Source organism: Streptomyces sp. Je 1-369, assembly GCF_026810505.1.
Classification (GTDB): domain Bacteria; phylum Actinomycetota; class Actinomycetes; order Streptomycetales; family Streptomycetaceae; genus Streptomyces.
The window spans coordinates 7,787,867-7,810,276 of sequence record NZ_CP101750.1; the positions used below are offsets into that span (position 1 = coordinate 7,787,867).

At 71.6% G+C, this 22,410-nt stretch carries 14 protein-coding genes; 8 read left to right on the plus strand and 6 right to left on the minus strand.

Annotation, left to right across the window (positions count from 1 at the left end; genetic code table 11):
* The first annotated feature begins 96 nt into the window (after positions 1 to 96).
* From NOO62_RS34800 to NOO62_RS34810, 3 genes are all read left to right on the plus strand, one after another.
* Entirely contained in the window at positions 97 to 945 is an 849-nt protein-coding gene (locus NOO62_RS34800) for a DUF4232 domain-containing protein (protein WP_268774767.1), read from the plus strand.
* A gap of 309 nt (positions 946 to 1,254) precedes the next feature.
* On the plus strand, positions 1,255 to 1,590 hold the full coding sequence (locus NOO62_RS34805; protein ID WP_268774768.1) for an SH3 domain-containing protein: 336 nt from the start codon (positions 1,255 to 1,257) through the stop codon (positions 1,588 to 1,590).
* 182 nt (positions 1,591 to 1,772) lie between these two features.
* Positions 1,773 to 2,600, plus strand: coding sequence for a hypothetical protein (locus NOO62_RS34810; RefSeq protein ID WP_268774769.1), 828 nt, complete (start codon positions 1,773 to 1,775; stop codon positions 2,598 to 2,600).
* 94 nt (positions 2,601 to 2,694) lie between these two features.
* Here the strand turns inward: NOO62_RS34810 and NOO62_RS34815 are convergent, their stop codons facing one another.
* Entirely contained in the window at positions 2,695 to 3,906 is a 1,212-nt protein-coding gene (locus tag NOO62_RS34815) for a sensor histidine kinase (protein WP_268774770.1), read from the minus strand.
* Between the two features lie 199 nt (positions 3,907 to 4,105).
* Between NOO62_RS34815 and NOO62_RS34820 the strand changes: the two genes are divergently transcribed.
* Positions 4,106 to 4,594, plus strand: a complete 489-nt coding sequence (locus NOO62_RS34820; RefSeq protein WP_268774771.1) for a hypothetical protein — start codon at positions 4,106 to 4,108, stop codon at positions 4,592 to 4,594.
* 6 nt (positions 4,595 to 4,600) lie between these two features.
* Positions 4,601 to 5,263: a response regulator gene (locus NOO62_RS34825; protein ID WP_268774772.1), complete on the plus strand. Its 663-nt coding sequence runs from the start codon at positions 4,601 to 4,603 to the stop codon at positions 5,261 to 5,263.
* Positions 5,264 to 5,340: 77 nt separating this feature from the next.
* Here the strand turns inward: NOO62_RS34825 and NOO62_RS34830 are convergent, their stop codons facing one another.
* The 4 genes from NOO62_RS34830 to NOO62_RS34845 all read right to left on the minus strand — a co-directional run bounded on the left by NOO62_RS34830 (position 5,341) and on the right by NOO62_RS34845 (position 10,069).
* Entirely contained in the window at positions 5,341 to 5,658 is a 318-nt protein-coding gene (locus NOO62_RS34830; protein WP_150174708.1) for an acyl carrier protein, read from the minus strand.
* 44 nt (positions 5,659 to 5,702) lie between these two features.
* Positions 5,703 to 8,108 carry a type I polyketide synthase gene (locus tag NOO62_RS34835; RefSeq protein ID WP_268774773.1) on the minus strand — a complete coding sequence of 802 codons (2,406 nt, stop codon included), beginning with the start codon at positions 8,106 to 8,108 and terminating at the stop codon, positions 5,703 to 5,705.
* Positions 8,109 to 8,282: 174 nt separating this feature from the next.
* Positions 8,283 to 9,158 (minus strand): alpha/beta fold hydrolase, encoded by an 876-nt coding sequence (locus NOO62_RS34840; RefSeq protein WP_268774774.1) that lies wholly within the window; start codon positions 9,156 to 9,158, stop codon positions 8,283 to 8,285.
* 44 nt (positions 9,159 to 9,202) lie between these two features.
* Positions 9,203 to 10,069, minus strand: coding sequence for an SAM-dependent methyltransferase (locus NOO62_RS34845; RefSeq protein WP_268774775.1), 867 nt, complete (start codon positions 10,067 to 10,069; stop codon positions 9,203 to 9,205).
* Positions 10,070 to 10,306: 237 nt separating this feature from the next.
* Between NOO62_RS34845 and NOO62_RS34850 the strand changes: the two genes are divergently transcribed.
* Both NOO62_RS34850 and NOO62_RS34855 read left to right on the plus strand, forming a co-directional pair.
* Positions 10,307 to 11,842, plus strand: coding sequence for a DHA2 family efflux MFS transporter permease subunit (locus NOO62_RS34850; protein WP_268774776.1), 1,536 nt, complete (start codon positions 10,307 to 10,309; stop codon positions 11,840 to 11,842).
* A 73-nt stretch (positions 11,843 to 11,915) separates the two neighbouring features.
* Complete coding sequence (locus NOO62_RS34855) at positions 11,916 to 12,431, plus strand: TetR family transcriptional regulator (protein ID WP_268774777.1); 516 nt, start codon at positions 11,916 to 11,918, stop codon at positions 12,429 to 12,431.
* Between the two features lie 166 nt (positions 12,432 to 12,597).
* Here the strand turns inward: NOO62_RS34855 and NOO62_RS34860 are convergent, their stop codons facing one another.
* Entirely contained in the window at positions 12,598 to 13,392 is a 795-nt protein-coding gene (locus NOO62_RS34860; protein WP_268774778.1) for a thioesterase II family protein, read from the minus strand.
* 204 nt (positions 13,393 to 13,596) lie between these two features.
* Here NOO62_RS34860 and NOO62_RS34865 point away from each other — a divergent pair, with 204 nt between their 5' ends.
* Positions 13,597 to 22,407 carry a type I polyketide synthase gene (locus NOO62_RS34865; protein ID WP_268774779.1) on the plus strand — a complete coding sequence of 2,937 codons (8,811 nt, stop codon included), beginning with the start codon at positions 13,597 to 13,599 and terminating at the stop codon, positions 22,405 to 22,407.
* The last annotated feature ends 3 nt before the right edge of the window (positions 22,408 to 22,410 follow it).

Genomic DNA, 22,410 nt, shown 5'->3' on the forward strand with positions numbered 1-22,410 from the left:
TTCAGGTAACCGCTGTTTCTGATCGGCCGATCGCAGCGGAACGAACCATCTCTCCGTTCGTCAGGGTTCTCCCTGGGCGGGCACGGAGGTACTCCCATGAGCAGTTACGGACGCACGCGTCGTATCACCCGTACCACCGCACTGGCCGCCGCCGCGGCCATCGCCGCCCCGGTGGGGCTTCTGGCAGGTGCCGGGAGCGCATCGGCGGCAGCTCCCACCTGTCGGACGGATCAGCTTCGGGCGTCGTGGAGCGACAAGGGCACCGTCAAGTCCGGTGCCCCTACGGGCAAGCAGGAGAAAGCCGTCGTGGAGCTGAAGAACTCCGGCTCCGAGACCTGCACCCTCAAGGGGCAGCCGGACGTGACCCTGACGCAGAAGGGGGAGGACAGCGAGACGCTGCGGGGGAGCGGTGCCAAGGTCGAGGAGAAACTCGTGGCCCTCGATCCGGGCAAGAGCACGACGTTCGGTCTCGTCTTCCTCAGCGAGAAGGACGAGCCGAAGCAGGGCTTCACCCCGGGGACGGCGGTCGTGACCCCTCCGGGCAGCAAGGGTTCCCTGGACCTGCCCTGGAAGTGGGGGCCGGTGACCAGGCAGGAGGCTGCGACCCACCCGGGCAACTGGGTCGGACCCGTCGGCGCGGACGTTCAGGTGTCCGGGGAGAACGGCGGCGGGAAGAGTGGCGCCACGAAGGATGTCGACTGCGGCCAGGGGTGGCACGGTCTGAGCATCCGCGCCGTCACCGAGCACGGCAAGGCCGCGTGTCCCACGGCGCAGAAGGTTACCGACGCGTACGGCAAGGCCTTGGACGCGAAGAAGAAGCCGCCCGTCACCGTGACCGTGAACGGCTCGGCGTGGAAGTGCGACGAGAAGCAGGGCGAGGTGAACCCCTACCAGGAGTGCGTCAGCACGAAGGAGCAGGGCGAGAAGGTGCAGCTGCTCTCCTGATGGGGGTGGAGTAGCAGGGGTGCAGTAGCAGTGCAGGGCTCACGGCACCTCGGCATGGTGTCACCGTTCTCCCTCGCGGTGGCGCCACGCCCTCGTGCCACCGTGCGTGCCACGCCCTCGTGACGCCGCGCCGACAAGCTCCTGCAATCCAGTGACCGGATGCGTGTCGAGCGCCGGGTCGCTTACCGCTTCCCGCGCAGCACCTACGTTTTTCTCCGCAGTGCAGACCGGGTTTTCTCGGAGGAAACTCGGCGCCCGTCGCCAAGGAGAAATGACGACATGATGTTTCGTAACGCCGTGAGCGGATGTATGGCCATTGCGCTCGCTTCCGTGGCCTTCACCGGTGTCGCGCAGGCGGACACCCAGCACGTGCGGGACGCCGGCGCCCCGGTGGCCGCCCCGGCCGCGGCACCGGTCAAGGGCACGGTCACCTCACGGATCGGAGTCAACGTACGGCAGTACCCGACCAGCAACTCGAAGATCGTCGGGTCCTACCGCTACCGTCAGGTCATCGACCTGGTCTGCAAGAAGACGAACGGGCAGCCGGTCAACGGAAACCGCGTCTGGTACAAGGTCAACAAGCCCAACGGCTGGGTCACCGCCCGCTTCGTGAAGAACCACGCCGAGGTGCCCCTCTGTAAGTAGGCAGGCAGTCGTACTTTCTTTCGGCCGGGCGCTCCGTGCGTCCGGCCGAAGCCGTATTGGCCTTTTGGTCAATGGAGACTGGCCTTTTAGTCGAAGCGCTCGGCGGTGTCCGACTCGTAGCGTTATGGGTGTCGGAGGAAAGGAAAAAGGCTTTTCCTCACCGCAGAGAAATGAGCGATTCAATGCGTCACTTCACGTCCCGCCGCACGATCCGGACCACCGCCGTCACCCTGGGTGCCGTCGTCGCCCTGGGTGCCCCCGCCGCGGCCTTCGCCGCCGACCAGCCCACCGGTGCGGACCAGAGCGTCAGCGCGTCTGTCGTCGCGAAGCGGAAGCTCGTCAAGACCCAGCGTCTGGTCGACGGCTCGGTCGGCAAGATCTACAAGGTCGGCGACCGCTTCGAAGCCGACATCTTCTACAAGGGCAAGAAGATCGGGTCGCTCAACGCCCGCACGACCGTTCTCAAGCACCACGGTGTCAATTACAGCTTCCACCCCTATAAGGGGACTCTGTACGCCGAGAAGGCGGGCAAGGTCGGCAATCCCGCTCCGCAGACGGACGAGCGCAAGGATGACGAGGGCATCACCGATCCCATCCCCAACCCCACGCCGGACGACGAGAGCGGCACCTCGCAGGCCGTCGTCACCGGGCTCGAGAAGGGCAAGGGCGGCCAGAAGCTGGTCCGCGTGAACGGTCTCGTGGACGGGTCCGTCGCCAAGGTCTACAAGGTCGGCAAGGGCTACAAGGCGGAGATAACGTCGAAGGGCAGCCGAGTCGGCACGATCAACGGCCGCGGTGAGATCACGTACGGCGAGACGGGCGGTCTCGGCGTCGTACACGCCAAGATGACCCCGAACGGCAAGGTCACCTCATGGCTGACGAGCCCCAAGCCGAAGCCGGGCGCCGCCGCGCCGGACGACCAGCAGCAGGACGACAAGCGCCAGGACGACGTCGACCCGCAGCCGCAGCCCCAGCCGCTGCCGGAGGACGCCGCCCCGGCCGGAGTGTGAACGGTTGAGACAGCGACTGTATGAGGACAGTGGTGCGCCACCCCCGCGGAACCGCACGGGTGGCGCACCGCTGTCGTTGTCGCCGCCTACCTGCCTAGAGCACGGGACGCGGCGTCGTCGCAGGGCGCAGCGGCAGCACGGCGACGTTCTGCCAGCCGCCGCCCGGCAGCGGACCCGTCCGGAGGCTGCCGCCCATCGCCGCCGCCCGCTCCCGCATCCCCTCGATGCCGAAGCCGCCGCCCCTGGCCCGCTCGGGCAGTGCCGCCGCGGTGCGCCCGTCGTCGACGATCTTCAGCTCCAGGTCGGAATCGACCGTCGTGAGGGTGATGCGTACGTGCCGTGCGTCGGCCGCGTGCTTGCGCACGTTGGTGAGCGCCTCGCGAACGATGCGGTGCACACCGGCCGTCACGTCGGGCGGCAGAAGGTCCTCGATGCCGGGTTCGATGAACAGGGAGATATCAGGGCAGTCGCCCCCGGCGAAGTCGGCTACCAGCTTCCGCGTGTCCGCCAGGCTCGCCACGGGTGCCGTGGTCACGGGCCTGCCCGGGTCGGCGCGCCGCATCACGGCCACGAGCCGGCGCATGGCGCCCAGGGCCTCCGTCGCCTCCCGCTCGATGCGTTCCAGCATGGCGGATGTCTCCTGAGGGACACGCGCACCCTCTTCCGGGTCCTGCGCGGCGAAGCGTGCGGCCTTGGTCTGTACGACGATGCCGGTGACGTGATGCGCGACCACGTCGTGCAACTCGCGGGCGAGCTCGCGCCGTTCGGCCGCGCGCAGTGCGTCGAGGTCTCGTACGCGCTGCTCCGACTGCGTGCGCAGCAGGAGCGAGAAAGCCGCGACGATCACCGTGATGAGCGTGATCGCCAGCGTCCATTCGTGCGGGTCCGAGTCACGGGCGGGAATCGCGATGCAGGCCACGGCCAGGGGAGGCCCCAGGATCGCCGCGGCGTGGTCCGAGCCCCGCCACACCGTGCCCACCAGCAACAACAGAAGCGCGACGAGCTCGCCCACGCCCCAGGCGCCGGCGGCGTCGTCGCCCGCGAGGAGGAAGAGCGTGGTGGTCCACGAGGCGACCACCGCGATGCCTGCCCTGATGGTGCGCGACACGCTCTCCAGCGGGACCGCGCACAGGCCGGCCACGACCGCCGAACCGACGGCGAACGCGTTCTGCAGGGGCGGGAGCCGTTCCAGCAGGACGTCGTCCAGCACCGTCAGGGACAGCAGGAAGGCCGCCACCGCGCACTTCTGCGCCGTGGACCAGGACGGGTGATCCGCCCCCCAGTCCGAGAGGCGCTTCAGGAGCACGTGACGAGCGTAGGAAAGGTGGCGCGGGCCCGCTCTTTTTGCTGCTCCGGTGGGGGCGCTGCTCTGGTGGGGGCGCTGCTCCGGTGGGGGACCGAAGCGCGGGGGAGCAGTCGTCGGTCGTCACTCGAACGGACGACACCGCGCGTCACCGTGACGTCGGCCGCCCTAGCGTTGCCGGAGTCGAAAGGGTGGTTCCGTCATGTGGCGACTTCCTGTGGCCGGTGCCGTCTGGGCTGTCTGCGCCGGGGCCGTGTCCCTGTCGGGCGCCCTGCTCGCTCCGGCACGCGGCGACTCCGATGCCCCGGCCTCCCCGGCGCCCGCGGCCTCCCTGGCCTCCCCGGCGCCCGTCGCCGAGGTCGCGCCCGCGCGGGCGCACCACGGCGACTCCGTCACGCTGACGCTGTACGGGTGCGGCGACCCGGACGCGGGCGGCCGGGCCGAGGGCGAGCCGGTCGGGGACGGGACGACCGCGCGTACGCCCGTCGAGGTGACGGACCTGCGGGCCGGCGTCGACGGCGTTCTCCAGGGGCGGGCCGAGATCTCGCCACGCGCGCGTACGGGCCGCGCCGAGATCTCCTTCGCGTGCTCCGCGGACCCCACGCACGTGGTCACGGCCACGGTGACGATCCTCGCCCCCGCCCCTGCCGCATCCTCGTCCCCTCGGGGCGCGGTCGAAGCGGGCAAGTGAGCGCGCATGGCGATCAGCGTGGTCATCGCCGATGACCAGGACATGGTCCGCATGGGTTTTCGGATGATCCTGGAGAAGAGCCCGGGCATCGACGTCCTCGCCGATGTGGCGGACGGCGACGCCGCGTTGGAGACGGCACGGCGCCTGAAGCCGGATGTGCTGCTCGCCGACATCCGGATGCCCGGAATCGACGGCCTGGAGGTCACGCGTCGGCTGTGCGCGGAGGCGACGACCCTGGAGGACTGCCGGCCCCGGGTGCTGATCGTCACCACCTTCGACGACGACGAATACGTCCGTAAGGCCTTGCAGCACGGAGCCAGCGGGTTCCTGCTCAAGGACGCCAGCCCCGAACTGCTCGTGGAGGCCGTGCGCGCGGCTGCGGCCGGGGACTCGCTGATCTCGCCGGCCATCACCGTACGGATGCTGAAGGACTGGACGTCCGCCGGGCCTACCGCGAGTCGGCAGCCGACGGAGGAACTCACCGGCCGCGAGCGTGACGTCGTACGGCTGCTGGCCAACGGCATGACCAACGCGGAGATCGCCGGCGAGCTGTTCGTCTCCCAGTCGACCGTCAAGGCGCACCTTGCCCACGTGCAGACGAAACTCGCCGCGCGCAACCGCGTCGAGATCGCCGTGTGGGCCTGGGAGAGCGGTCTGGCCCGCGGCTGAGGGCATGTTTGTGCCCCCGGGGCGGCCGCGTGCTTCCGGGGGCGGGGGGTGCTTCGAAGGGCCGGTGGCCCGCGGGGCTATGCGGTCGTGTGGGCGAGTTCCTGGCCGAGGTGGTGGGCGAGCTGGGCCGGGGTCGGGTTCTCGACGATGGCGACCATCGCGATCTCCATGCCGGTCAGCGTCATCAGGGTCTTGGTGAGTTCGAGGGCGGTGAGGGAGTTGAGGCCGTTCTCCAGGAAGTTGCTGTCGTCGCTCAGCGTGGTGTTGAGGAGGGTGCCGGCCTGCGTGCGGATGGTGTCGGTGAGGAGCTTCTCGCGCTCCTCGGGGGTGGCCGCGGCGAGCTGCTTCTCCAGCTCGGTGGCGTCCTGGCCGGGAGTGTTGTCGGTGCTGGTCATGAATGCTCCTGTGTGAGTGGGGTGTTGACGTGACACACCGTGTGTCACACCGCGGTGTGCGTGGTGTGGTCGTGCAGCCAGTAACGCGTGGCCTGGAAGGGGTACGTCGGGAGGTCGATGGTCCGGGGCCGCGGTGTACGCCGTGTGAGGGGCGTCCAGTCGACCGTGCCGCCCGAGGTGTGGAGCCGCGCGAGCGCCGTCAGCACCGTGTGCACGGCGAGCGAGTCGGGGAAGGTGCTCAGGTCGAGGAGGGTGTGGGTCTCGGGGTCAGGGGTGGGGGTGGGGCCGGGGGCCGCGGAGGTGAGGTGGTGGTGCCAGTAGTCGGGGGAGGACAGGGGGGTGTCGGCCGGGGCGGTGCCGGTGAGCGCGAGCGTCGCGGGCCGGAACGTCAGGTCCTTCAGCACCGGTTTGTACGTCTCGGGGGTGGGCGGCCCGCCCTCCGCGGAGGCCGTGAAGTGGGTCGCGGCCAGGCGGCACGCGTCGTCGAGGTCCAGGACGCCCGCCGCGTAGGCGGCGGTGATGTGGCCGGTGCCGGTCCCGCCGACCGTGTGGGCGTGCACTCCGGCCTCCAGCAGCACGCGGGCGAGCGCCGTGTGCAGCGCGAAGTGCAGGGACTCGGATGCGGTGGCGGGGAGAGACGCGGTGAGGGACGCGGCGACGTGGGTGTCCAGGAGGGTCCGGATCTCGGCGAGCGTTGCCGCGAAGAGGGGGAAGGCCGCGCTGAGGTCGGCGGCCGCTGCCCCGATGCCGACGGCAGGCGTGCCGTCGAAGTGCCAGGCGACCCTCTTGGGAGTGGCGTCCGCGGGCGTGCGGGTCAGGTCGGGATGGTCGTCGCCCGCGGCCAGGGCACGGGCGACGCTGAGGAGGCCGGTGGTGTCCGTGCCGGTGAGGACGGCTCGGTGCTCCAGGGGGCTGCGGGTGGCGGCGAGTGAGTGGGCGACCTCGGCGGGGGAGGGGGCGGGGTCGGCGGACGTCAGGTGGGTGACGAGTGCCTTCGCCTGTTCCTGGAGGGCTTCGGGGGTACGTGCGGACAGGGGCCAGGCCACCGGGAGTCCGGGCACCGCGGTGTCGGTGTCGACGGGGGCGTCCGGCGCCGGAGGCTCTTCGAGGATGAGGTGGGCGTTGGTCCCGGACGTGGCGAAGGCGGAGATGCCGACCCGGCGGGGCTCGTCGCGGCGCGGCCAGTCGACCGCCTCGGTGAGCAGCCGGACCGCGCCCTTCTTCCAGGCGGCGAGCGGGGTGGGCCGGTCGACGTGGAGGGTCGGCGGCAGCGTGTCGTGCTTGAACGCCTGGACCATCTTGATGAGCGCCGCGGTACCGGCCGCGCCCTGCGTGTGCCCGGTGTTGGACTTGACGGAGCCGAGCCACAGGGGACGATCGGGGGAGCGTCCCGCGCCGTAGGTCGCGAGGAGGGCCTGCACCTCGATGGCGTCGCCGATGGGCGTGCCCGTCCCGTGTGCCTCGACGGCGTCGACCTGGTCGGGGGTGAGCCCGGCGTCGGCGAGCGCGGCGCGGATCACGTGCTGCTGGGAGGGGCCGTTGGGGGCCGCCAGGCCGTAGCCCGCGCCGTCCTGGTTGACCGCGGAGCCGCGGATGACGGCGAGTACGGGATGGCCGTTGCGCCGGGCGTCGCTGAGCCGCTCGAGGAGGACCAGGCCGACCCCCTCGCCCAGCCCCATGCCGTCCGCCGCGGCCGCGAACGGCTTGCAACGGCCGTTCTGCGCAAGGGACTTCTGATGCGCGAAGGCATGGAAGGTGTGCGGGGTCGACATGACGGTGCCGCCGCCCGCCAGGGCCAGCCGGCACTCGCCGCGGCGCAGCGCCTGACAGGCCAGGTGGAGGGCGACCAGCGAGGACGAGCAGGCCGTGTCGACGCTGATGGCGGGGCCTTCGAGGCCGAGGGCGTACGCGATGCGGCCGGAGACGAGACTGCCGGACGTGCCGCCGCCGAGATAGGGCAGCAGCTCGTCGGGTGCGGTCTCCAGGCGTGTCGCGTAGTCGTGCCCGGTGGCGCCGACGTAGACGCCGGTCAGGGTGGAGCGCAGCGTGTGCGGGGCGATGTGGCCGCGTTCGACGGTCTCCCAGGCGAGGTGGAGCATGAGCCGTTGCAGGGGTTCGGTGGCGACGGCCTCGGTCGCGCCGATGTCGAAGAAGCCCGCGTCGAATCCGGCCGCGTCGTCGAGGAAACCGCCGAGTTGCGCGTACGGGGGGTCCTCGGGGAGCTCCCACGTGCGGTCGTCGGGGAAACCGGTGACGGCGTCGCGCCCCTCCGACACCAGGTCCCACAGGTCGTCCGGGGTGCGGGTCCTGCCGGGGAGCCGGCAGGCCGTCGAGACGACGGCGACCGGCTCGTGCTGTGCGGCCTTGAGGTCGCGCAGCTGCTGCTGGGTCTGGTGCAGCTCGGCGGTCGTCCACTTGAGGTACTCGACGAGCTTCTCTTCGTTCGCCACGGGAATCGTCAGCCTTCCTGTTCTCGCGCGTGAAGCCTCAGGTGGGACGGTGCGGGCAGGCGTGAGCCGCACGCTGTCGTTGTCAGGGTTGCCGCGGCTGCTTAAGCGGGTCTAACTCCCGCCTTGTCGCCGGGACGCGGCTCTCTGGCGGGCGCCGTCACCTCGCGGGCGCCGTCACCTCGCGGACCCCGTCACCTCGCGCGCCAGGAGGAGGAGGTCGGCGGCGATCTCGTCGGGTGCGCCCGCGTGCAGATCGTGGTCGGAGCCCGGATACCAGCGCACGCTCACCTGTTCCAGGGCCGCCTCCGCCGCGGCGACCCATGCGCGTACCTGCTCGGACAGTTGGGGGATGGCGGGGATGAGGGGGAGCAGCCGGACCGGCACGGTGATCTTCGGGTACCAGTCGGCGGGGGCCTCGCGTTGCAGGCTCTCGACGATCGACATGACCTGTTCCGAGGTCATGCGGGGGATGAGCAGGCCGTCCGGTCCGACGCGGTAGTCCGCGAGGCGTGCCTCGACGGAGGTGGACGACCACTCCGGGTGCGTGGCCTTCAGGTAGGCGCGCATGTCGGCGGCGCTCGTGGTGCCCTGCTGAGCGCGCCGCACCACGTCGGCGGTGCGTTCCCAGAAGGCCCGCATCACCGGTCCGTCGAACTCGTACCAGCCGCCGTCGATCAGGGCCAGACCGGCCACCAGGTCGGGGCGTTCGGCCGTCAGGCGCAGCGCGAGGTGCGCGCCCCAGGAGTGCCCGGCCACCAGCGCGCCGGACAGGCCGAGGGCGGTGACCGCCTCGACCAGGTCCGTGACGACGGCCGCGTTCTCGTAGCCGTCCGGTGGTGCGTCCGACTCGCCGTGGCCGCGGTGGTCGACGGCGTACACCGGGTGCCCGGCGGCGGCGAGCCGCCCGGAGACCTCGTCCCACATGCGGGCGTTCGACAGCATGCCGTGCAGCAGCAGGAACGGACGCTCCGCGGCACCCGATCCGCCTGCGGGCAGGTGCCGGACGTTGAGGGAGACGGTCTGCGACACGGGGACGCGGAGGTTCTTCACAGGCGGGCCCTTGGGGTGGAGGAGGGGAGCCGGGGGATGTGGTGTCAGGGGCGCTGTGCGGTGGCGAAGATGTAGCCGAGTTCGGGCATCTTGCCGAGGGCGGCCTGGTTGTGCAGGAAGAGCTCGTAGCCCTCTACGCCGATGATGTCGACGTACTCGTCACGGTGGGCGCGGATCCACTCGACGTAGCCGTCGTACGTCTTGGCGGTCTCGCTGGTGATGTCGGTCAGTTCGAGGACCGTCCAGCCGGCGGCGCGGAAGATGCCGGGGTAGTCGCCGATGTCGGTGAGCGCGGCGTAGATCGTGGTGTCGCTGACCGTGGCGGTACGCGGCTTGCTCGGGTCGGGGTTGAGGTAGACCATGTCGGCGATCGGCATCCGCGCGCCGGGCTTCACCACGCGGAGGGCCTCGGTGAGGACCTGCTGCTTGTCGGGCATGTGGAGCATGGACTCCAGGGCCCAGCAGTGGTCGAACGACGCGTCGTCGAACGGCAGGTTCATGGCGTCGACCTGCTCGAACCTGACCCGGTCGGCGAGCCCCGCCGCACGCGCCCTGCGGTTGCCGCGCTCGACCTGGCGGGCGCTCACGGAGATGCCGACCACTTCGATGTCGCGGGCGCGGGCCAGTTGCATGGCGGGGGTGCCGTTGCCGCAGCCGATGTCGAGGACGCGGTCGCCGGGTGCGGGGTCGAGACGCCGGATCATCTCGTCGGTCATCTGGACCATGGCCTGGTCGAACGTGGCCTCCTGCTCGCCGCTGTCGAACCAGTAGCCGTAGTGCAGGTTGCCGTCTCCGAGCTGAGTCATCAGGTCGAAGACCTTGTGGTCGTAGTAGTGGCCGATGTCGCTCGGCTCGGGGGCGACGGTCTTGTTCACCGTCGGGGGCTTCTTGGTCGTCGCGTTGTCCGTCACCACCTCAGCGTCACGGCGTGGCACGCGGTGTCACAACCCCACCCCTGCCCCTCAACAGCCCCTAGGGCGCCCCTGGGCCCACCCCTAGTAGGGGCGCGCACCCCTCGTAAGGACCGGGGAGGACCGGGCCCTTCACGGCTTCTTGACGCGTTCCATACGGAACCCCTGGTACCGGGAGATAAAAAATGAGAGTACGCTCCGACTAGATATTGAGCTCTCTTTAGGAGGTCGACTCTCGTGTCAGCAGATCTGGGTGCGCGGCGGTGGTGGGCCGTCGGGGCTCTCGTGCTCGCCTCAATGGTGGTGGGCTTCGATGTGACGATCCTGAGCCTGGCGCTGCCGGCCATGGCCGACGATCTGGGTGCGAACAACGTCGAGCTGCAGTGGTTCGTGACCTCGTACACGCTCGTGTTCGCCGCCGGAATGATCCCCGCGGGCATGCTCGGTGACCGGTTCGGGCGCAAGAAGGTGCTGCTCGTCGCCCTGGTGATCTTCGGCATCAGCTCGCTGGGCTGTGCCTACGCCCAGGACTCCGGCACGTTCATCGGCGCGCGTGCGGTGCTCGGCCTGGGGGCCGCACTGATCATGCCGACGACACTGTCGCTCCTGCCGGTGATGTTCTCCGACGAGGAGCGGCCCAAGGCCATCGGCGCGGTGGCGGGTGCGGCGATGCTCGCCTATCCGCTCGGCCCGATCCTGGGCGGCTACCTCCTCAACCACTTCTGGTGGGGCTCCGTCTTCCTGATCAACGTGCCCGTGGTGATCCTCGCCTTCCTCGCGGTGTCGGCCTGGCTGCCCGAGTCCAAGGCCAAGGAGGCCAAGCCGTTCGACGTGGGCGGCCTGGTGTTCTCCAGCGTGGGTCTCGCGGCGATGACGTACGGCGTGATCCAGGGCGGCGAGAAGGGCTGGACCGACGTCACCACCCTCGTGCCGACCCTCGGCGGCATGCTCGCCATCGTGGTCTTCGTGATCTGGGAGAAGCGGGTGGCCGACCCGCTGGTCGACCTCTCGCTGTTCCGCTCGGCCCGGTTCACCTCGGGCACCATGCTCGGCACCGTCATCAACTTCACGATGTTCGGCGTGCTGTTCACGATGCCGCAGTACTACCAGGCGGTCCTCGGCACCGACGCGATGGGCAGCGGCTTCCGGCTGCTCCCGATGGTCGGCGGCCTCCTCGTCGGTGTGACCGTCGCCAACAAGGTCGCCAAGGCACTCGGCCCGAAGACCGCCGTCGGCATCGGCTTCGCGCTCCTCTCCGCCGCCCTCTTCTACGGCGCGACGACCGACATCAGCAGCGGCACCGGCCTGGCGGCCGCATGGACGGCGGCGTACGGCCTCGGCCTCGGCATCGCCCTGCCCACCGCCATGGACGCGGCACTCGGCGCGCTCAACGAGGACGCCGCCGGCGTCGGCTCCGGCGTCAACCAGTCCATCCGCACCCTCGGCGGCAGCTTCGGCGCGGCCATCCTGGGGTCCGTCCTCAACTCCGGCTACCGCGGCAAGCTCGACCTCGACGGAGTGCCCGAGCAGGCACAGGGCGCCGTCAAGGACTCCGTGTTCGGCGGTCTCGCCGTGGCCCGCGCGCTCAAGAGCAACGGGCTCACCGAGTCGGTGCGCTCAGCCTACGTCCACGCCCTGGACGTCGTCCTCGTCGTCTCCGGCGGCCTGGGACTGCTCGGCGTGCTGATCGCTGTGGTGTGGCTGCCACGCCATGTTGGTCAGAGCACCGCCAAGCCCGCAGAATCTGAGCATGAAGCAGCAGACGCAGTCTGACCAGGGCGGAACAGTGCCTGGACTGAGAGAACGCAAGAAAGCCAGGACCAAGGCCGCGATTCAGCGGGAGGCGGTGCGCTTGTTCAGGGCACAGGGGTACACCGCCACGACCATCGAGCAGATCGCCGAAGCCGCCGAGGTCGCCCCGAGCACCGTCTTCCGCTACTTCGCGACCAAGCAGGACCTGGTCTTCTCGCACGACTACGACCTGCCCTTCGCCATGATGTTCCAGGCCCAGTCACCCGACCTGACGCCGATCCAGGCCGAACGACAGGCCATCCGGTCGATGCTGAACGACATCACCGAGCAGGAACTGGCCCTGCAGCGCGAACGCTTCGTGCTCATCCTCTCCGAGCCGGAGCTCTGGGGGGCCAGCCTGGGCAACATCAGCCAGACCATGCAGCTCCTCGCCGAACAAGTCGCCAAGCGGGCAGGGCGCGACCCGGGGGACCCCGCGGTCCGCGCCTACACCGGAGCCCTGTTCGGAGTGATGTTGCAGGTCTCCCTGGACTGGGCGAACGATCCGGAGATGGACTTCGCGGCCACTCTGGACGAGGCGCTCTACTGCCTGGAAGACCTGCGTCCCTGATGTCGTACGCGACAGCCCTCGGCGGGCGGCCGCGTACGAAGTAGGACGACCGCGCGCGGCCACCGCCCCCCGGCTGCCGCGTCCGGTCCAACCTGGCGTGCTCCGGCTTCCCTCGACGGAGCACGCCAGGGGTCTTTCCCGGCCATGCCCGTACCCGTGCCCGCCGTTACGTTCCGGATGTTCCGGCCGTCACTGCCAGCGCCGCGGTCACGATCGCCGCCACCTGCTCCTGACAGCTGTCGAGGTAGAAGTGACCGCCGGGCAGCACCCGGAGGTCGAACGCCGCACCGGTGCGCTCCCGCCACGTGCCGGCCTCCTCGGGCGAGGTGCGCTCGTCGGCGTCACCGATCAGCGCCGTGATCGGGCAGTCAAGACGCTCAGGCCCCGGTGCGTCGTACGTGGCCACGGCCCGGTAGTCGGCCCGCAGCGAGGGCAGGATCAGCTCCTGCAGCTCCGGGCTCCTGAAGAACCGCTCGTCGGTGCCGCCCATCGCCCGCAAATGCGCCAGGATGTCCGCGTCGTCCAACGTTCCCGACCGCCCGGCGGGACGGTAGGGCCGGGCGAGCCCGCCGGAGGCGAACAGATGCACGGGGCCGGTTCCCCCGGGGCCGGAATCCCGCAGGCGCCGCGCCACCTCGAACGCCACGATCGCGCCCAGGCTGTGTCCGAACAGTGCGAAGGGCCGCCCGTCGGACGGCAGTTGGTCCACGACGCCGTCGGCGAGCGCGGCCACCGACTCCAGGCACGGCTCCTTGTGCCGGTCCTGCCGACCCGGATACTGCACGGCCAGCACGTCGATGCCGGGCGAGAGCAGCTCGGAGAGGCCGAACCAGTAGCTTGCCGAGCCGCCCGCGAACGGGAAGCAGACCAGCCTCACCGGTGCCGGAGCGGAGTCGTGGTACCGCCGCAGCCACACCCCGGCCCCCGTGTTCCGCGGCGCCTGCGCAGTGCCCCTGTCCATCGCTCTCCCTCTCGTCCCGCGGTCGTTCCGCTGTCGTCCCGCTCGCGATCCGCTCTTGTTTCCGCCCCCGATGCTGGCCGCGGCCCATAGCGCCCGTCTAAAGCGGCGGACGGCTAGCCGGGGTTTGGTTCGCCTTTAGAGAGCCCGCTCACGATGAGCCCGGTACTCGAAGCGATCTCCGATTTCGGACCGGGAGCGCCGTTGATGTTTTCTGGCAGCCAGGAGCGGATCGCAGGCCCCGAGCCGATCGCGGTCGTCGGGATGGCCTGCCGGCTGCCCGGAGCGTCCGACCCGGCGGCGTTCTGGCGGCTGTTGAGCGAGGGCCGCAGCGCCGTGCGCGACACCCCGCCCGAGCAACGGCGCACCGACTCGGGCCTGCGCGGCCCCGGCGGCTATCTGGACCGGATCGACGGCTTCGACGCCCCCTTCTTCCACATCGGCCCGCGCGAGGCCGAGGCGATGGACCCGCAGCAACGGCTCCTCCTCGAACTGAGCTGGGAAGCGCTTGAGGACGCCGGTATCCGGCCGCCCACGCTCGCCCGCAGCCGCACCGGGGTCTTCGTCGGCGCCCTCTGGGACGACTACGCCGACGTCCTGAACCGCGCCACGCGCAACGCCGTCACCCGGCACACCATGACCGGCGTCCACCGCAGCATTCTGGCCAACCGCATCTCGTACGCGTACCACCTGGCGGGGCCGAGCCTGACCGTCGACACCGCACAGTCCTCGTCGCTCGTCGCCGTGCACCTGGCCTGCGAGAGCATCCGGCGCGGCGAGTGCGAGACCGCGTTCGCGGGCGGCGTCAACCTCATCTGCTCGCCCCGCTCCACCGCACTGGCCGAGGCCCGCTTCGGCGGCCTCTCGGCCACGGGCCGCTGCCACACCTTCGACGCACGCGCCGACGGGTTCGTACGCGGCGAGGGCGGCGGACTCGTGGTGCTCAAGCCGCTCGGCGCGGCGCGGCGCGACGGCGACACGGTGTACTGCGTCGTCCGCGGCAGCGCCGTCAACAGCGACGGAGCGACGGACGGACTCACGCTGCCCAGCGGGCAGGCGCAGCGCGACGTGGTGCGCACGGCGTGCGATCAGGCGCAAGTGAGGCCTGATCAGGTGCAGTACGTCGAACTGCACGGCACGGGTACGCCCGTCGGCGACCCTGTCGAGGCGGCGGCGCTCGGGGCGGCGCTCGGCGCCGCGCCCGGTCAGGACGGTGCGCGGACCGCGCCGCTCGCCGTCGGCTCCGCGAAGACGAACGTCGGCCATCTCGAAGCGGCGTCCGGGATCGTCGGACTGCTCAAGACGGCACTGAGCATCCACCGCCGCAGGCTGGCACCGAGCCTCAACTTCAGTACGCCCAATCCGGCCATCCCACTGGCCGACCTCGGCCTGACCGTGCAGCGCGAACCGGCGGACTGGCCGCGCCCCGAGCAGCCGCTGATCGCCGGGGTGTCGTCGTTCGGCATGGGGGGCACGAACGGACATCTTGTGGTGGCTGATGCGTCTGTGGCCCGTGTGCCCGTGGCCGAGAAGGCTGCTTCCGTGGAGCCGTCGGCTGTCGTCCCGTGGCCCGTGAGTGCCCACAGCGCTGCCGCGCTGCCCGCCCAGGCCGCACGGCTGCGCACACACCTCGCCGCCCACCCCACCACTCCCGACGCCGCCCGGATCGGCCACGCCCTCGCCACCACCCGCACCCCCCTCGCCCACCGCGCGGTCCTGCTCGGCGCCGACACCACCGACCTGCTCGGCTCCCTGGACGCGCTGGCCGCGGGCGAGGAGACCGCGGCCGTGGTGTGCGGCGAGGCGTACTCCGACGGCAAGCCGGCCTTCCTCTTCAGCGGACAGGGAGCACAACGCCCGGGCATGGGACGTGAGTTGTACGCGGCCCATCCGGTCTTCGCCGACGCCCTCGACGAGGCGTTCGCGGCGCTGGACGTACATCTGGACCGTCCGCTGCGGGATATCGTCCTCGGCGACGACGCCGAGCGGCAGGGGCTGCTCGACCGGACCGAGTACACCCAGCCCGCACTCTTCGCGATCGAGACGAGCCTGTACCGGCTCGCGGCCGCCCACGGCCTGACCCCCGACTACGTCCTCGGCCACTCGGTCGGCGAGATCACCGCCGCGCACGTGGCCGGAGTCCTCTCCCTGGCCGACGCGAGCGCCCTGGTCGCGGCCCGCGGACGGCTGATGCAGGCGGTGCGGGCGCCGGGGGCGATGGCCGCGTGGCAGGCGACCGCGGACGAGGCGGCCGAACTGCTCTCCGGGCACGAGGAGCGGGTCGCCGTGGCCGCCGTCAACGGCCCCGAATCCGTCGTGGTGTCCGGCGACCGTGACACGGTCGAGGAGCTGACGGCCGCGTGGCAGGCGTACGGCCGCAAGGCCCGTCGCCTGAAGGTCAGCCACGCCTTCCACTCCCCGCACATGGATGCCGTCCTCGACGAGCTGCGCGCCGTCGCCGCGGGACTGACCTTCCACGCGCCGGTCATCCCTGTCGTCTCCAACGTCACGGGTGAGCCCGTCGCGGCGGACGGTGGCGAGCAGGCCGACCCCGAGTACTGGGCACGGCATGCGCGCGAACCCGTGCGGTTCCTGGCCGGGGTGCGCGGGCTGTGCGAGCGCGGCGTGACGACGTTCGTCGAACTCGGCCCGGACGCGCCCCTGTCGGCGATGGCGCGGGAGTGCTTTCCCGTGACCGCTTCCGTGGACTCGGCCTCGGGTGGCGGTCCCGGCCGTCCGCGCCCCGCCGCGGTGGCCGTGTGCCGGCGCGGGCGCGACGAGGTGCACACGTTCATGACGGCACTCGCGCAGGCGTACGTGCGGGGCGTCGATGTCGACTTCACCGCCGCGTACGGTGCGCGCGGCGGCGCGCAGCGCCTGAGTCTGCCCACGTACGCCTTCCAGCGGGAGCGGTACTGGCCCGACGCGGAACCCGCGGAGTATCGGGAGGCGTCCCGGGAAGCCTCCCCGCCGGATGAGGCCGGACAGCGCCCGGACGGCAGCGCGCGCACCGAACTCGCCGAGCGGCTCGCCGCGCTCTCCGTCGCCGACCAGGAGCGCACGCTGCTCGGTCTGGTCGCCAAGCAGGTGGCCTTCGTGCTCGGCGGCACCTCTTCGACGGTGGAAACAGCGCGCACGTTCAAGCAGTTGGGCTTCGACTCGATGGCCGCCGCCGAGCTGAGCGAACGGCTCGGCACGGTCACGGGGCTGCCGCTGCCCGCGACCCTCACCTTCGACCATCCGACGCCGCTGGCCGTCGCGGCGCGGTTGCGCGCGCGGCTCATGGGGACGGGGGACGAGAACCTCGCACGGTCCGCAGGGCCGGACGGTACCGGCCCGGACGGCACCGGTTTCGACGGTGCCGACCCGTCCGGCACGGATGACGACCCCATCGCCATCGTCGCCATGAGCTGCCGTTACCCGGGGGGTGCCGGTACGCCGGAGGACCTGTGGCGGCTGATCGCGGACGGCGCCGACGCGATCGGCGCGTTCCCCACCGACCGCGGCTGGGACCTGGAGCGGCTCTTCCACCCCGACGCGGACCGGTCGGGCACCAGCTGCACGCGGCAGGGCGGGTTCCTGTACGAGGCCGCCGACTTCGACGCCGAGTTCTTCGACATCAGCCCGCGGGAAGCGCTGGCCGTCGACCCGCAGCAGCGGCTGCTCCTCGAATGCGCCTGGGAGGCCTTCGAGCGGGCAGGACTGGACCCCCGGACGCTCAAGGGCAGCCCCACCGGCGTGTTCGTCGGCATGACGGGCCAGGACTACGGCCCCCGGCTCCACGAACCGTCCCAGTCCACCGACGGCTACCTGCTGACCGGCAGCACCCCCAGTGTCGCCTCGGGCCGCCTCTCGTTCAGCTTCGGCCTGGAAGGGCCCGCGCTGACGGTCGACACGGCGTGTTCGTCGTCGCTGGTCACCCTCCATCTGGCGGCGCAGGCGCTGCGGCGCGGCGAGTGCGACCTGGCGCTCGCCGGGGGCGCCACGGTCCTCGCCACGCCGGGCATGTTCACCGAGTTCTCGCGCCAGCGCGGGCTCGCCCCCGACGGGCGCTGCAAGCCGTTCGCGGAGAGCGCCGACGGCACGGGGTGGGCCGAGGGCGTCGGCCTCGTACTCCTGGAACGTCTCTCCGAGGCGCGGCGCAAGGGGCATGAGGTCCTCGCGGTGATACGTGGTTCAGCGGTGAACCAGGACGGTGCCAGCAACGGCCTGACCGCGCCCAACGGACCCTCGCAGCAGCGTGTGATCCGTGCCGCACTCGCCGACGCCCGGCTCGCCGCCGACGAGGTCGACGCCGTGGAGGCGCACGGCACCGGCACGACGCTGGGCGACCCGATCGAGGCGCAGGCGCTGCTCGCCACATACGGTCAAGGGCGTTCTCCGGAGCGGCCGTTGTGGCTGGGTTCGGTGAAGTCGAACATCGGCCATACGCAGGCTGCCGCCGGAGTCGCCGGTGTGATCAAGATGGTGCTCGCGCTGCGGCACGGTCTGCTGCCCGCCACCCTGCACGTGGATGAGCCGAGCGGGCACGTGGACTGGTCGACGGGTGCGGTACGGCTGCTCACCGAGCCGGTCGGCTGGCCGCGCGGCGACCGTCCGCGCCGGGCGGCGGTGTCGTCCTTCGGCATCTCCGGGACGAACGCGCACCTGGTGCTCGAAGAGGCGCAGGCGGATGACGGGGCGCCCGCGGCCGCTCCTGCCGAGTCGGACGGCGGGCTGCTGCCGTGGGTGGTCTCCGGGCGCAGCGGTGAGGCGCTGCGTGAACAGGCGCGCCGATTGGCGGAGTTCGTCGCGGAGGGCGGTCCTGGCGGGACCGCGTCCGCCGCGGAGGTGGGCCGGGCGCTGGTCATGACGCGGTCGGTGTTCGAGCACCGGGCTGTGGTGGTGGGCCGGGATCGGGATGCGTTGACGGTTGGTCTTGAGGCGTTGGCGTCCGGTGTGGTGTCGCCGGATGTGGTGTCGGGGGTGGCGTCCGGTGATGTGGGTCCTGGGCCGGTGTTGGTGTTTCCGGGGCAGGGGTCGCAGTGGGTGGGGATGGGGGCTCGTCTGTTGGATGAGTCGCCGGTGTTCGCGGCGAGGGTTGCTGAGTGTGAGCAGGCCTTGTCCGCGTATGTGGACTGGTCGTTGTGTGAGGTGTTGCGCGGGGGCGGGAGTGAGCTGGCGCGGGTGGAGGTCGTGCAGCCCGTGTTGTGGGCTGTGATGGTGTCGCTCGCCGAGGTCTGGGCTGACCAGGGGATCGTCCCGGCTGCCGTCGTCGGACACTCTCAGGGCGAGATCGCCGCGGCTGTCGTGGCCGGGGCGCTCACGCTGGAGGACGGGGCCAAGATCGTGGCGCTGCGCAGCCGGGCGCTGCGGCAGCTCTCGGGCGCGGGCGCCATGGCCTCCCTCGGCGTGGGGCAGGAGCAGGCCGCCGTTCTCGTCGACGGGCAGCCCGGGGTGGGCATCGCCGCCGTCAACGGGCCTTCGTCCACCGTGATTTCCGGCCCGCCGGAGCAGGTCGCCGCCGTCGTCGCGGACGCCGAGGCGCGCGGGCTGCGGGGTCGCGTCATCGACGTGGACTACGCCTCGCACAGCCCGCAGGTCGACACCATCACCGACGAGCTGACCCGCATCCTGGCAGGCATACGTCCCGTCCAGGCGCCCGTGGCGTTCTACTCGGCGGTGACAGGCAGCCGTATCGACACCACCGGGCTCGACACGGACTACTGGGTCACGAACCTGCGCCGCCCGGTCCGGTTCGCCGACGCCGTCACGGCGCTCCTCGCCGACGGACACCGGGTCTTCATCGAGTCCAGCAGTCATCCGGTCCTCACGCTCGGCTTGCAGGAGACGTTCGAGGAGGCCGGGGCCGACGCCGTCACCGTTCCCACGCTGCGACGCGAGGACGGCGGCCTGTCACGCCTCGCCCTCTCACTGGCCCAGGCCTTCACGGCGGGGTGCGCGGTCAGGTGGGAGAAGTGGTTCCCTGGAGGTGGGGTGACGGGCGGCGCGGAGTTGCCCACGTACGCCTTCCAGCGACGTCGCTACTGGTTGGAGGCCGCCGCCGGCGGCCAGGACGCGGTCGGCCTCGGGCTCGCCGAGGCCGGGCACCCGCTCCTCGGCGCGGCCGCGGAACTCGCCGAGGGCGACGTACGGCTGCTCACCGGCCGTATCGGCAGGCAGAGCCACCCCTGGCTAGCCCAGCACACACTCTTCGGTACCGCTGTCGTGCCTGCATCCGTGCTCGCGGAGTGGGCGCTGCGCGCCGCCGACGACGCAGGTTGCGCGGGCGTCGAGGACCTCACGCTCCAGGCGCCCCTGGTGCTGCCCGACGCGGGGGGCGTGCAGGTGCAGATCGTGGTGGGGGCGGCCGATGGGGAGGGCGGGCGCCGGGATGTTCATGTCTACGCACGAGCTGACGACGAGGATGCCCTCGACGGGGGTGGTGCGGCGTGGACGTGTCATGCGGCGGGGCAGCTGGTTGCCGAGTCTGCGGGTGCGGGTGACGGTGACGTAGATGATCAGGAGGGGGCGTGGCCGCCTGCTGGTGCCGAGCCCGTCGACCTGAGCGACTTCTACGAGCGGGCCGCCGCGACCGGCGTCGGCTACGGGCCGGTCTTCACGGGTCTGCGCAGCCTGTGGCGGCGGGGAACGGAGCTGTACGCCGAGGCAGTACTTTCTCAAGAGGCGCCGGACGGGGCCGGGTTCGGCCTGCACCCTGCCCTCCTCGATGCCGCGCTGCACCCCGCTCTCCTCGGCGAGCCGCCGACCGGCGCCGACCAGGTGTGGCTGCCGTTCAGCCTGTCCGGGGTGTCCCTGTGGGCCACCGGCGCGACATCCGTCCGCGTCCGCCTCACACCGCTGGACGACGACATGCCGCTCTCCGAACGCTCGGGCCGCACCTGGCAGGTCGCGGTGAGTGACCCGACCGGGGCGAAGGTGCTGACGTGCGAGGCCCTGGTCGTGGTCGCGGCGGGGCGGCGGGAGCTGCGGGATACCGGTCGGAGTGGGGCGTCCGATCTGTATGCGGTGCGGTGGGTACCGGTGGCGGAGCCGGAGTCGGCAGCGGGGGTGGTTTCGGCGGGGGAGGCTCCGTCGGACTGGGTCCGTCTGGGTGAAGGTGGCGTCCGCGACCTGGACGCTTTGCGTGCGGGCGTTGACGCGGGTGCTCCGGTTCCGGCCGTGGTTCTCGCCGATGTGGAGAGCACCGGGGCGAGTGAGGCGCCGGCCGCGGTGGAACGTACCGCCACACTGCTGGATCAGTGGCTCGCCGACGCGCGATTCGGCGACGCCCGTCTGGTGCTGCTCACGCACGGCGCGGTCGCCGCGGGGGGCGGATCGCTGCCCGTCCCGTCGGCCGCCGCGGTGCGCGGCCTCGTGCATCAGGCGCAGGTCGAGCACCCGGGCCGCTTCCTCCTCATCGACACGGGTGTGGGTGCGGGTGGTGGGGTTGGGGTGGGTGACCCCGCCCTGCAACATGCCGTGGCCGCCGCCCTGGCCGGGAACGAACCCCAACTCGCCCTCCGGCACGGCCACATCCTGGCACCCCGGCTCCTCGCAGCCGCCCCGACAGCAACGTCCGCGACCACCGACGAGACGCGGCCGCTCGACCCGGACGGCACGGTGCTCCTCGTCGGATCGGCCGGGGCACCGGTCGCCGCCCTCGCGGAACACTTGGTACGCACCGATCAGTGCAGGCATCTGCGGATCCTGAGCGATGGACAACTACCGTCGGTCGCAGCCGAGTTGCGTGACCTTGGCGCCACCGTGCAGCTGGACGCCCTCGACCCCACCAACCCTGCCGCGCCGACAGAAGCGGCCGTAGCCGCCGTCGGCGCGGACCACCCCCTCACAGGAGTCATCCACGTCACCGGCGCCTCGACGAGCGGCTCGTTCGCCGACGGGTGGGCGGCGCGAGCGGCTGTCACCGCTGCCCTGGACGCCGCGACGGCACACCTTCCCCTCGCCCTGTTCGCCGTACTGTCCCCGGCCGGCGCCGACCTGGGAATCCCGAGGTCGGCTGCCGACGCCGGAGCCGACGCGTTCCGTGGAGCACTCGCCCTCCACCGGCACACCGCCGACACGACGGGCATCGTCCTGACCTACGCCCCACCGCCCACCGAGCCGAGCGCCCACACACCCCGCACCCCTGGGATCGGCATCAGGGCGATGGAGCCCGGACAACTCCCCGCCCTGCTCGACGCGGCCCGCGCACACGGCGGCACCCCCCTGGTCGGTGTCCGCCTCGCCCCACGCACGCTTGCCTCCGTAGACCCCGACGTCCTGCCCGCGCCGCTGCGCGCACTCGCCGCGTCGCGGGTCCCCGCACGGCGTACCGCCGCCGACCGTACGCCGCCCACGGACTGGTCGGCCCGGCTGGCCCCCCTGTCCGCCGCCGAGCAGCTCCGGCTGCTCACCGGCGCCGTACGCACCCACGCCGCCGCGGTCCTCGGCCGCACCGACCCGGAGGCGCTGCGCGGCGACGCCACGTTCAAACAGCTGGGTCTGGACTCGCTGACGGCCGTCGAGCTGCGCAACCGGCTCGTGGCGGACACCGGGCTGCGCCTGCCCACGGCCCTCGTCTTCCGCCACCCCACCCCCGCCGCCGTCGCCGTCCATCTGCGCGAGCGGCTGACCGGCGGCGGCGAGCGGCCCGCGCGAGTCCCTGCCGGACCGTCCGCCCCGGGTGCCGTGCTGAGCGACCTGACCCGCATGGAGGGCAGCCTCGCCGCGCTCGCGACCCGGCTGACCCACGGCGAGACGGGCGAGATCACCACCCGGCTGGAGGCGCTCCTCGCCCGCTGGAAGACCACGAACGCCACGACGAACGCCACGGCGAATGCCACGCCCGACGTTACGGCGAACGGCACGGCGACGGGCGCGGCCAACGGCACGGCCGACGTCACGACGGACGACGACGGCGGCGCCGCCGACCGGCTCAAGGTCGCGTCCGCCGACCAGATCTTCGACTTCATCGACAACGAGCTGGGTGTCGGGCCCGACACCTCGCGCGCCACCCCCACTCCGAAGGCCGGGTGACCC